Source organism: Micromonospora sp. NPDC023633 (genome assembly GCF_040640035.1).
Lineage (GTDB): Bacteria > Actinomycetota > Actinomycetes > Mycobacteriales > Micromonosporaceae > Micromonospora.
This window is the reverse complement of sequence record NZ_JBFABB010000180.1, coordinates 1-10234: the sequence shown is the minus strand read 5'-3', so window position 1 is coordinate 10234 and position 10234 is coordinate 1. Positions and strand designations below refer to the sequence as shown.

Annotated in this window: 13 protein-coding genes; 5 read left to right on the top strand and 8 right to left on the bottom strand. The window is 76.8% G+C overall.

Annotation, left to right across the window (positions count from 1 at the left end; translation table 11 throughout):
• Positions 1-879, top strand: an 879-nt coding sequence (locus AB0G13_RS32030; RefSeq protein WP_357882578.1) for a transposase, incomplete at its 5' end; no start/stop codon positions are given.
• Positions 880-903: 24 nt separating this feature from the next.
• Positions 904-1797 (top strand): aldo/keto reductase, encoded by an 894-nt coding sequence (locus AB0G13_RS32025; RefSeq protein WP_357882575.1) that lies wholly within the window; start codon positions 904-906, stop codon positions 1795-1797.
• A gap of 94 nt (positions 1798-1891) precedes the next feature.
• Here the strand turns inward: AB0G13_RS32025 and AB0G13_RS32020 are convergent, their stop codons facing one another.
• The 3 genes from AB0G13_RS32020 to AB0G13_RS32010 form a co-directional block, all read right to left on the bottom strand.
• Entirely contained in the window at positions 1892-2998 is a 1107-nt protein-coding gene (locus AB0G13_RS32020; protein ID WP_357882572.1) for a nucleotide disphospho-sugar-binding domain-containing protein, read from the bottom strand.
• Positions 2999-3099: 101 nt separating this feature from the next.
• Positions 3100-3552, bottom strand: a complete 453-nt coding sequence (gene paaI / locus AB0G13_RS32015) for a hydroxyphenylacetyl-CoA thioesterase PaaI (protein ID WP_357882569.1) — start codon at positions 3550-3552, stop codon at positions 3100-3102.
• Positions 3553-3722: 170 nt separating this feature from the next.
• Positions 3723-4154 (bottom strand): DUF6766 family protein, encoded by a 432-nt coding sequence (locus AB0G13_RS32010; protein ID WP_357882565.1) that lies wholly within the window; start codon positions 4152-4154, stop codon positions 3723-3725.
• Positions 4155-4335: 181 nt separating this feature from the next.
• On the opposite strand from AB0G13_RS32010, the gene AB0G13_RS32005 reads away from it, so the two are divergent.
• The 3 genes from AB0G13_RS32005 (at position 4336) to crcB (ending at position 6033) form a co-directional block, all read left to right on the top strand.
• Positions 4336-5094 carry a class I SAM-dependent methyltransferase gene (locus AB0G13_RS32005; protein ID WP_357882563.1) on the top strand — a complete coding sequence of 253 codons (759 nt, stop codon included), beginning with the start codon at positions 4336-4338 and terminating at the stop codon, positions 5092-5094.
• Between the two features lie 82 nt (positions 5095-5176).
• A complete protein-coding gene (locus AB0G13_RS32000; RefSeq protein WP_357882560.1) occupies positions 5177-5674 on the top strand; it encodes a CrcB family protein in 498 nt (165 codons plus the stop codon).
• The gene (gene crcB / locus AB0G13_RS31995) at positions 5671-6033 is read left to right on the top strand and encodes a fluoride efflux transporter CrcB (protein WP_357882556.1); all 363 of its coding nucleotides are present in this window, start codon (positions 5671-5673) and stop codon (positions 6031-6033) included. Before AB0G13_RS32000 ends, crcB begins: the two co-directional genes overlap by 4 nt.
• 9 nt (positions 6034-6042) lie before the next feature.
• On the opposite strand, the gene cobA is transcribed toward crcB, so the two are convergent.
• The 5 genes from cobA to AB0G13_RS31970 all read right to left on the bottom strand — a co-directional run.
• Complete coding sequence (cobA, locus tag AB0G13_RS31990; RefSeq protein WP_357882553.1) at positions 6043-7752, bottom strand: uroporphyrinogen-III C-methyltransferase; 1710 nt, start codon at positions 7750-7752, stop codon at positions 6043-6045.
• Positions 7749-8339: a precorrin-8X methylmutase gene (locus tag AB0G13_RS31985; RefSeq protein ID WP_357882550.1), complete on the bottom strand. Its 591-nt coding sequence runs from the start codon at positions 8337-8339 to the stop codon at positions 7749-7751. Before AB0G13_RS31985 ends, cobA begins: the two co-directional genes overlap by 4 nt.
• Positions 8336-9427 carry a HoxN/HupN/NixA family nickel/cobalt transporter gene (locus AB0G13_RS31980; RefSeq protein ID WP_357882547.1) on the bottom strand — a complete coding sequence of 364 codons (1092 nt, stop codon included), beginning with the start codon at positions 9425-9427 and terminating at the stop codon, positions 8336-8338. The genes AB0G13_RS31985 and AB0G13_RS31980 overlap by 4 nt, the downstream gene beginning before the upstream one ends.
• Entirely contained in the window at positions 9424-9621 is a 198-nt protein-coding gene (locus AB0G13_RS31975) for a 4Fe-4S binding protein (RefSeq protein WP_357882544.1), read from the bottom strand. The genes AB0G13_RS31980 and AB0G13_RS31975 overlap by 4 nt, the downstream gene beginning before the upstream one ends.
• The coding region (locus AB0G13_RS31970) for a precorrin-3B C(17)-methyltransferase (RefSeq protein WP_357882541.1) at positions 9609-10234 on the bottom strand (626 nt) is incomplete at its 5' end. The genes AB0G13_RS31970 and AB0G13_RS31975, both read right to left, overlap by 13 nt.

Below are 10234 nucleotides of genomic sequence, written 5' to 3'. Positions count from 1 at the left end.
GCCGAGGTGCCGATCACGGTGTACCCGTCGGGTGAGGGTCCGGATCCGGCCAGGGTGGCGGGCGTGGACGTGGGGATCATCCACCCGTACGCGGTTGCCGGCTGTGGCGGGGAGGCGTTGTTGGTGTCGGGGCGGGCGATCCGCGCCGAGCATCGCATGCACCTGGCCGACACCAAAGCCCGCCGTCGTGCCGTGGCCCGGCGGGCGCCGAAGCCGGGTCAGCGGGGGTCGCGGCGGTGGCGCCAGTATCGGGCCCGAGCACGGGTGGTGGAGGGTCGGTATCGGCGGCGGGTGCGGCAGGCCCAGCACGAGGCCGCCCGCACGGTGGTGTCGTGGGCGGTAGGTCAGCGGGTGGGGGTGCTGCACGTCGGCGACCCCCGCGGTGTCCTCGACCTGCCGGCGGGGCGGCGGCACAACCTGCGGCTGCGGCAGTGGCAGATCGGCCGACTCCTACAGATCCTCACCGACAAGGCCACCCTCGCCGGCATCACCGTCCACCTCGTCGACGAACGCGGCACGTCGTCGACCTGCCCCACCTGCCGCCGACGGATACCGAAGCCACGCGGGCGGACCCTGACCTGCCCGCACTGCCAGTTCTCAGGCCACCGCGACCTGGTCGCGGCGGCCAGCATCGCCACCCGTACCCCGGGCGGCGGACCCACCACCCCCACAGCTGTCACGCTGCCCGGGGTGGTCACGCACCGTCGAGCCGGCCGGCACCTCCCCGGCACCGGCCAGTCCCGACGTGACCCCCGCCGCCCACCCGGCGACGCGAAGGTCAAGATGGCCCGCGGTGGCCCGCCCCACCACCCGGTGGGAAGTCGCTCGCCCACACGGCGAGGATCCACAACACTCCACCGGAAACCCGGTGAACGTTAGTGGACACCGCACTAGGTTCGCCCGATGACTGACGAAGAGATTACCGCCTCCGCCGCCGGGACCTGGACGCTCGGCGACCGCACCGTGCACCGGATGGGGTTCGGCTCCATGCGGCTCACCGTCGACCCGGACCGGGCGCGCGCCGTCCGCGTCCTGCGCCGGGCCGTCGAACTGGGGGTCAACCACATCGACACCGCCGCCTTCTACGTCTCGCCGGGCGGGCCGCTCGGCGTCGGCAGCGGCTCGCCCCGGTACGCCACCGACCTGATCCGCGAGGCCCTCGCGCCGTACCCGGACGACCTGGTCATCACCACGAAGGTCGGGCCGTCCTTCGACGAGGCGACCCGGCACCGGGAACTGACCCCGGCGGAGCTGCGCCGGGAGGTGGAGGAGAACCTGCGCCGGCTGGGCCGGGACCACCTGGACGTGGTCAACCTGCGGATCGTCCGGCGGCCCGGGCGGGACTCGGTGGCGGAGCGGTTCGCCGCCCTCGCCGAGCTGCGCGACGCCGGGCTGATCCGGCATCTCGGCCTGTCCAACGTGCGGGTGGACCACCTGGACGAGGCGCGGGACATCGCGCCGGTGGTGTGCGTGCAGAACGCGTACGCCCTCGACGTGAACCGATGGGCCGATGAGCTGCTGCGGGTCTGCGGCGAGCGGGGGATCGCCTTCGTGCCGTTCTTCGCGATCGCGGGCGCCGGGCGGGAGGCGGGCGCGGGCGGCGACCACGACGGGGCCGTACGGGCGGTGGCGCACGCGCACGGCGCGACCCCGCACCAGATCCGCCTGGCGTGGACGCTGCACCAGGGGCCGCACGTGCTGGCCATCCCCGGCACGGGCGACCCGGAGCACCTGGCGCAGAACGTGGCGGCCGGGGCGATCCGGCTCACCCCCGAGGACCTGGCCCGCCTCCGCTGACGGCGGGACGCGGCCCGCACGGCATGGCGGCGGGCCACCGCCCGTCGAGGAAGGCGACCGCCCGCCACCCCCCGTCGGGCCGCTGGTGCCGGCGTCAGCGCAGCGATTCCAGCCGCCGCACCAGCTCGCTCGGCGCGGGCATGGCGGCGATCTCGGCGCCGACCTGCCGCGCCGCATCGCGCAGCGCGGTGTCGGTGACGAGCCGGGTCAGGGTGTCGGCGGTGATGTCGCGGGTCCGGACCGCGATGCCGGCCCCGCGCGCGGCCACCAGCTCGGCGTTGTGCCGCCGGTCGCCCGCCCCGACGGTGGCGAGCTGCGGCACCCCGGCGATCAGCGCGCTGAGGACGCTGCCCGCGCCGCCGTGGTGGACCAGCGCCACGCTCATCGGCAGGGCCGCGGGGATCGGGACCCAGTCGACCGTACGCACGTTGCCGGGCAGCGCCCGGCGGGCCAGCCGCGCGTCGGGGCGGACCAGCACGAACTCGGCGTCGACCCGGTCGGCGGCGGCGACGACGGCCGGCATCGGCCCGGCGCTGCCCGGGCCGGCGACGGTGCTGCGGCTGACCAGCACCCGTGGCCGCTCCCCCGGCTCGCGCAGCCAGTCCGGCAGCTCGCCGCCGGCGGCGGAGGCGTAGCGCATCGGCCAGCCGTCCTGACGCAGCAGGCTGGGCGGGGCGACGGCGATGGCAGCGGCTGGCGGCGGCAGCTCGGTCAGGCCGTGCCGGCGCAGGGCCGGACCCAGCCGCGCCAGGGTGGCCCGGGCCAGCTCGCGGCCGTCGAAGAGGGCGTTCTCCTGGCGTACGGCGGGCACGCCGAGCGTCGCGGCGGCGAGGGCCCCCGCCACCGCGAACGGCTCGTGGATCACCAGGTCGGGTTTCCACTCCCTGGCGACGGCGACCACCCCGTCGGCGAGCTGGTCGTTGACCGCGCCGAAGAGCAGCCCGGCACCGCGGGTGCCGCCGGTGCCGGCCAGCTCGGCCCGGGCGATCAGCGGATGGCGCAGCAGCACGCCACGGGCGATCCGTCCGAAGTCGAACGCCGGCGCGACGTCGCGCGCCGGCACCCCGGGCCGCGCCGCCCGCAGGCCGTCGGCGGCGGTGGCGACGAGCACCTCGTGCCCGGCGTCACGCAGCGCGGCGGCCAGCGGCAGCAGCGGGGCGACGTGCCCGATCAACGGCGCGGAGACCACGAGTACTCGCACCGCGCCGATGCTAGCCGCGGCGGAGCCCGTCGTGGGGGCACCGGCCGGGCGACCCCAACCGGCGGCGGGGCCCAGCCGCGGCGGGGCTCAGCCGACAGGGCTCAGCCGGCGGTCGGGGGCAGGGTGCGGCTGCGGCCCCGGAACTCGGCCACCACCGCGCCGTCGTCCCGGGTGACGGTGACGTCGTAGATGCCGCTGCGGCCGTACCGGGTGCGCTCGGTGGCGTGCGCCGTCAGCAGGTTCCCCTCGCGGGCGGGACGGACGAAGGTGATCTCGCCGCCGGCGGCGACGGTGGCCGGGCCGTGGCTGTTGCAGGCCAGCGCGAAGGCGGTGTCGGCGAGCAGGAACACGAACCCGCCGTGGGCGATGGCGTGGCCGTTGACCATCGCGCCGGTCACCCGCATCCGGGCCACCGCCGCGCCGTCGGCGGCGTCCACCAGCTCGATGCCGAGCCCTCGGGAGGCGACGTCGGCGGCGAACATGTCGTACGCGGCGTTGCGCCCGGCCACCTCCGCCGCCCCGCCGCCGGCCGACGATCCACCGCGTCCCGCCATCGACCGCTCCACCCCGTCCGGGACGGTCCCCTCGACCGCCGATCTTGGTACCGTACGCCGGCCCGCGCGCCCGCCACCAGCGGCGGCCGTGCCGGCCGGCGGGCAGCGTCGTGCCGCTTCTCGACCGCCCGGCGGGCGTCGGCGGGCCGGTCAGTGGCGTCGCGCCGGGGTCACGGGTTCTCCGGGTCCAGGTTCCGCTCGCGCAGCAGCGCGTCCAGCTTCGCCTCGATCCGCTCGTCGGACTCGCGGGACTGCGAGGAACCCCAGTGGTAGAACAGGGCCAGCCCCGCCGCCTGCCAGATCAGCTGGAGGAACTCGGACTGCCAGTTCTCGAAGGTGGAGGCGAGGAACTGCGGCAGGAAGTCGGCCCAGGCGAAGGGCTGGCCGTGCTGGCTCGCCTCGTTGCTCGCCGCGGTGGCCTGGAAGACGAACTGCGCGATCCAGGAGAGCAGGAACAGCGCCCCGGTCACCAGCGCGAACGAGTACGCCCTGGGCCACCTCGGCCTGCGGAACGGCGGCCCCTCCGCCCGGCCGCCCGACCGCCCGCCCCGGAACGTGTTCCCGGCCGGACGCGCGCCGGACGCCGTCGTCGTGTCGGCCATCGCGATCCCCCTTTCGATGAATCCCCAGGTAGGGGCCCTATGCCCCGGCACATCCCCGGCAAAACGGCGCGTCGGCGTGGCGCGTGCGCCACCCGGCCCCCTTCCTGCCAGTTCCTGGTTGTTGCAAATATCTGGCAACAACCCCTGGACGCGCCCCGCCGCTGTAACTAGCCTGATCCGCATGAGTCCTTACCTCGACGATGTCGCGGCCTGGCAGGAGAGCTGGGACCGCCAGCAGGAGGCGTACCTGCCGGACCGGGAGCACCGGTTCACGGCGATGCTCGACGCGGTCGACGCGGTCCGCGACGACGACCGGCTGCGGCTGCTCGACCTGGCCGGCGGCACCGGCACCATCTCCGACCGGACGCTGCGCCGCTTCCCCGACGCCGAGGTGACCCTGGTGGACCTCGACCCGGCGCTGCTCGCCCTCGCCCGCGCCTCGCTCGGGGACCGGGTCACCGTCGTCACCGCCGACCTGGGCCGGCCCGACTGGCACGCCGCGCTCCCCCACCGCGACTACGACGCCGTCCTCACCGCCACCGCGCTGCACTGGCTGCCGGCCGAGCGGCTCGAACGGCTCTACGCCGAGCTGCGCGCCCTGCTGCGGCCGGGCGGGATCCTGGTCAACGCCGACCACATGCCCGACGACGCGCTGCCGCAGCTCACCAAGCGCCTGCTCGACCGGGCGCGGGACCGGCGGGCGGCCCGGTTCGCCGCCGGCGCCGCGCTGTCCTGGGCGGACTGGTGGGAACGGGCGGAGGCCGATCCGGCACTGCGACCGCTCGTCGCGCAGCGGCACGCCATCTACCCCACCGGGCACAGCCCGGAGTGGAACCCGCCGATCTCCTGGCACCTCTCCGCGCTGACCGCCGCCGGTTTCGCCGAGGTGGGCACGGTGTGGCGGGGCGGCCCCGACGCCGCCGTCGCCGGGGTGCGCTGACGCCCCGACGACCGCCGCGCCGGGCGCTAGGCTGACGGCGCACACCGGAGGCCCTGCCCGTGGCACCGGCGGGGAGGGCGAGGTGACCGGACCGGATCCGCGCGTCGACCCCGACGTCGACCTGCGCGTACCCGCCGACCGGGGCGAGCTGGCCGCCCGCCCCGGCGCGGTGCTCGGCTGCGTCGCGGCCGGGGGCGCGCTCGGCGCCCTGGCCAGGGCCGGCCTCCAGCACGCCGTCCCGCACGGCCCGGTGGGCTTCGCGTGGGCGACCTTCGCCGTCAACCTGACCGGGTGCCTGCTGATCGGCGTCCTGATGGCGGTGCTGGACCGCTCCGGCGGTCGCCGACCGCTGCTGCGCCCGTTCCTCGGCGTGGGGGTGCTCGGCGGCTACACCACCTTCGCCACGTACACGGTGGACGTCCGGCTGGCGTTCGACGCCGGCGCGCCGGAGGTCGCCCTGGGCTACCTGGCCGCGACCCTGCTCGGCGCGCTGGTCGCCGTCTGGCTCGGCGACGCCGTCACCGGCCGGCTGCTCGGCGCCGCCCGCCTCGGCCGGCCGGGGCCCGGGGCCGGCCGGTGACCGTCCTGCTGATCGCGCTCGGCGCCGCCGTCGGCGCGCCCCTGCGCTACCTCACCGACCGGGCGGTGCAGGCCCGGCTCGGCAGCGCCTACCCGTGGGGCACGCTGACCGTCAACGTGGCCGGGTCGCTGCTGCTCGGCCTCCTGGTCGGGCTGCCCGTCGGCCCGGCCGCCGGCGCGCTGCTCGGCACCGGCTTCTGCGGCGCGCTGACCACGTACTCCACCTTCGGCTACGAGACGCTGCGGCTGGCGCGCCGGGGCCGGCGGTTCCTCGCGCTGGTCAACGTGCTGTCCAGCGTGGCCGCCGGCCTCGCCGCCGCCACCGCCGGCGTCGCCCTGGCCCGGGTCGTCACCGGCTGAGCGGTGGCGTCAGCGGCCCGGGTCCGGCGGCTCGGCGGAGAGGCGCAGGTCGACCACCGGGCCGAGGACGAAGACGGCCGGCGGGGCGATCCGCTCGCGGGCGGCCACCGCGCCGATCTCGTCCAGCCGGGCGGTCACGGCGCGCTGGTCGGGATGCCCGGCGTCCTGCACCGCGAGGACCGGGGTGTCCGGGGCCCGGCCGTGCTCGACCAGCACCGCGGCGATCTTGTCGACGGTGTCCACGGCCATCAGCAGCACCAGGGTGCCCCGGGCCCGGCCCAGCGCCGCCCAGTCGACCAGCGAGTCGGGATGCCCGGGCGGCAGGTGCCCGGAGACGACGGTGACGTCGTGCGCGACGCCCCGGTGGGTGACCGGCACCCCCGCCAGGGCCGCCGCCGCGACCGCGCTGGTCACCCCGGGGACCACGGTCACGTCCACCCCGGCGGCCACGCAGGCCTGCACCTCCTCGTGGCCACGCCCGAAGACGTACGGGTCGCCGCCCTTGAGCCGGACCACCCGCCGCCCGGCGCGGGCGTGCGCGACGAGGGTGGCGTTGATCGCGTCCTGCCCCATCGCGGGTCCCCGCGGCACCTTCGCCGCGTCGACCACCTCCACCCCCGGGCGCAGCCCGGCGAGCAGTCCCCGCGGGGCGAGCCGGTCGACCACCACCACGTCCGCCGCGTCCAGCAGCGCCCTGCCCCGTACGGTGATCAGGTCGTCCGGCCCGGGCCCGCCACCGACCACGGCGACCTGACCCGGACGCGGGCCGGGCCCGTGGCGGTGACCCGACCCGTGCCCGTGCTGGCCGTGGTCGTGGCCGTGGTGGTCGTGGTCGTGGTGGTGGTGGCCGTGGCCGTGGCCGTCGACCGGGTCGTCGGGGTGGTCGTGCGGGGTCTGCGGCCGGCCCACCTTGTCGGCGAAGCCCGGCATCAGGACCCGGTACGCGCAGGTGTCGCAGTTCATCCGGATGTCCCCGCGGCGCGCCTCGGCGTGCCGTTCGAGGACCAGGTCGGCGAGGGCGTCGCAGTCGCCGATCAGGTCGGCCACCCGCACGTCCAGGTCGGGGTGGGCGGCGGCGAACGCGGCCGACTGCGCGACGATCCGGTCCGGCAGCACCCCGGCGAAGAGGAAGTACGGCGCGACGACGATCCGTCGGGCGCCGAGCCGGCGCAGCCGGTCCAGCACCGCCGGCACCGAGGGCTCGGCGAGCGAGACGAAGCCCGGCTCGACGCCGGCGTAGCCACGCCCCTCCCAGAGCAGCCGGGCCACCTTGGCGACCTCGGCGTTGGCGTCCGGGTCGGTGGAGCCGCGCCCGATCAGCGCCACCCAGGTGCCGGCCCGGTCGTCGCCGGCGAGGGCGGCGTCGATGCGCTGCTCCAGGGCGGTGTGCAGCAGCGGGTGCGGGCCCAGCGGCCGGCCGTAGACGTAGCTGAGGCCGGGGTGGCGCTCCCGCTCGCGGGCCAGCGCGGCGGGGATGTCGCCCTTGCCGTGCCCGGCGGCGGTCAGCACCAGCGGCAGCGCGACCAGCGCGCGGTGCCCCCGCGCGACGAGCGCGCCGACCGCGTCGGTGAGCGGCGGCCGGGACAGCTCGATGAAGCCGCCCTCGACGTCGCCGAGGGTGCCGGCGGCGCGGCGACGCACCCGCTCGACGAACGCGACGAACTGGTCGACCCCGGCCGCGCTGCGCGTGCCGTGCCCGACGATGACCAGAGCGCTCAATGCTCCTCCTCCACGTACAGCAGGGCGTTGAGGGCGGCGGCGGCGACCGCCGAGCCGCCCTTCTCGCCCCGGTTGGACACTCCGGGCAGGCCGCTGGCCCGCAGCGCCGCCTTCGACTCGGCGGCGCCGACGAAGCCCACCGGCAGCCCGACGACCAGCGCCGGCCGGGCGTCCAGGGTGATCAGTTCCTCCAGTGCGGTCGGCGCGCAGCCGACCACCCACACCGCGCCGGGGCCGACCCGGTCCAGGGCGATCCGCACCGCCGCCGCCGACCGGGTGATCCCGGCCGCGCGGGCCAGCTCGGCGGCGGCGGGCTCGGCGACCGGGCAGACCGTCTCCCGGCCGGTGATGCCCGCGGCGACCATCGCCACGTCGGTGACCACCGGCGCGCCGGCGCGCAGGGCGGCCAGCCCGCCGGCCAGTGCCGCCTCGTCGCAGACCAGGTCGGTGACGTAGTCGAGGTCGGCGCTGGCGTGCACCACCCGCTCGGTGACGGCCCGGGTCAGCGGCGGCAGGTGGGTGAGGTCGACGCGGGAGCGCAGGATGCGGTAGGACTCCCGCTCGATGGGGTGCACGACCCGGCTCACGACCGCACCTCCGTCGCGGCGGCGCCGTAGCGCTGGTCGTAGCGGCCCAGCTTCCACAGCGCCACCGCTCCGGCCCAGGCGAGCACGAACAGGACCACGACGGCGTACCCGAGTTGCTCGAAGTGCCCGGCGATCCCTGCGTACCCGGCCAGCGCCGACACCCCGAGGTGGTCGACGAGCAGGCCGGCCGCGTAGACGCTGGCGACGAGGGCGCCGACCAGCACCGTCACGGCCGTGGTGGCCAGGTTGTAGTAGAGCCGGCGGGCCGGCTGCCGGTACGCCCACGAGTAGGCGCGGCTCATCAGCAGGCTGTCGGCGGTGTCCATGGCGGACATGCCGGCCGCGAAGAGCAGCGGCAGGGTCAGCAGGGCGAGCACCGGCAGCCCGCCGGCGGCGGCCGTGCTCGCCGACAGGGCGAGCAGGGTCACCTCGCTGGCGGTCTCCAGGCCGAGGCCGAAGAGGAACCCGACCGGCGCCATGTGCCAGGAGGAGCGCACCAGCGCCCGGGCCCGGGAGCCGAGGACGCGCTGCACCAGCCCCCGGTTGAGCAGGTGCAGGTCCAGTTCCCGCTCGTCGAGCTCGCCGTGGCGCAGCCGGCGCCAGAGCCGGGCCAGGCCGGCCAGCACCGCCGCGTTGAGCGCCGCGACCAGGGCGAGGAACACGGTGGCGGTGACGACCGCCACGGTGGCGCCCACCTCGCGCGCCTCGGCCAGCCCGGGCCCGGTGAGGTTGGCCGAGGCGAGGCCGACGATCAGGGCCAGCAGCAGCACCACCGCGCTGTGCCCGAGCGCGAAGAAGAAGCCGACGCCGACCGGGCGCCGCCCGCGCAGCAGCATCAGCCGGGTGGTGTCGTCGATCGCCGCGATGTGGTCGGCGTCGAAGGCGTGCCGCACCCCGAGCAGGTACGCCAGCGTGCCGGCCCCGGCGAGGCCGCCGGCCGCGGCGGGCTGGTCGTTCCAGTACAGGTAGAGGCTCCAGCCGGCGACGTGCAGCACGGCGACGGCCAGCACGATGCCGCCGAGGCGCAGCCGTTCGGCGCGGCTCCACGGGCCGGCCGGTGGTGCGGCGTTGAGCGCGGTCGAACTCATCGGTTCCCTCCACGTTCGTCGGTGTCCGTGGCGCGGATCGCGTCCACCGGGCAGATCTCCAGGCATTCCAGGCAGCCGGTGCAGCGGTCCGCCCGGACGGCGAGGCCGCCGGGCACCGGCCGGATCGCGTGCGTGGGGCAGGTGAGCAGGCAGGCGCCGCAGCCCTGGCAGGCGCCGATGGTCACGGCCGCCACCGGTACCCCCTTGGGGTGACCATCCGGCCGGCGACGATCCGGGTCTGGCTGCTGCCCACCACCACGACGCTGTACATGTCGACCAGCGCCGGGTCGAGGGTGGCCAGGGTGGCCAGGTGCACCCGCTCGCCGGCCCGGCTGGCGTTGCGCACCACCCCGACCGGGGTGTCCGGCGGCCGGTGCGCGGCGAAGGCCGCCAGCGCCGCGCCGAGCTGCCAGTCGCGGGCCCGGCTGCGCGGGTTGTAGAGCAGCGCCACGAAGTCGCCCTCGGCCGCGGCGGCCACCCGGCGGGCGATGACCTCCCACGGCGTGTGCAGGTCGGACAGGCTCAGGTAGGCGTGGTCGTGGCCGAGCGGCGCGCCGAGCAGGGCCCCGGCGGCCAGCGCGGCGGTCACCCCGGGCACGCCGACCACGTCGATCCGCTCGTCGGCGTACTCCAGGGCGGGGCTGGCCATCGCGTACACGCCGGCGTCGCCGGAGCCGACCAGCGCCACGGCGTGCCCGGCGGTCGCCTCGGCCACGGCGGCGCGGGCCCGCTCCTCCTCGGCGCCGAGCCCGCTGGCGAGCACCCGGGTGCCGGGGCGCAGCAGGTCGCGGACCTGGTCGACGTACT

Bases quoted from the DNA above. Each gene is read 5' to 3' on its own strand.
- AB0G13_RS32025 (WP_357882575.1), top strand. From the start codon at position 904: ATGACTGACGAAGAGATTACCGCCTCCGCCGCCGGGACCTGGACGCTC.
- AB0G13_RS32010 (WP_357882565.1), bottom strand. From the start codon at position 4,154: ATGGCCGACACGACGACGGCGTCCGGCGCGCGTCCGGCCGGGAACACG.
- AB0G13_RS32005 (WP_357882563.1), top strand. From the start codon at position 4,336: ATGAGTCCTTACCTCGACGATGTCGCGGCCTGGCAGGAGAGCTGGGAC.
- paaI (WP_357882569.1), bottom strand. From the start codon at position 3,552: ATGGCGGGACGCGGTGGATCGTCGGCCGGCGGCGGGGCGGCGGAGGTG.
- AB0G13_RS31980 (WP_357882547.1), bottom strand. From the start codon at position 9,427: ATGAGTTCGACCGCGCTCAACGCCGCACCACCGGCCGGCCCGTGGAGC.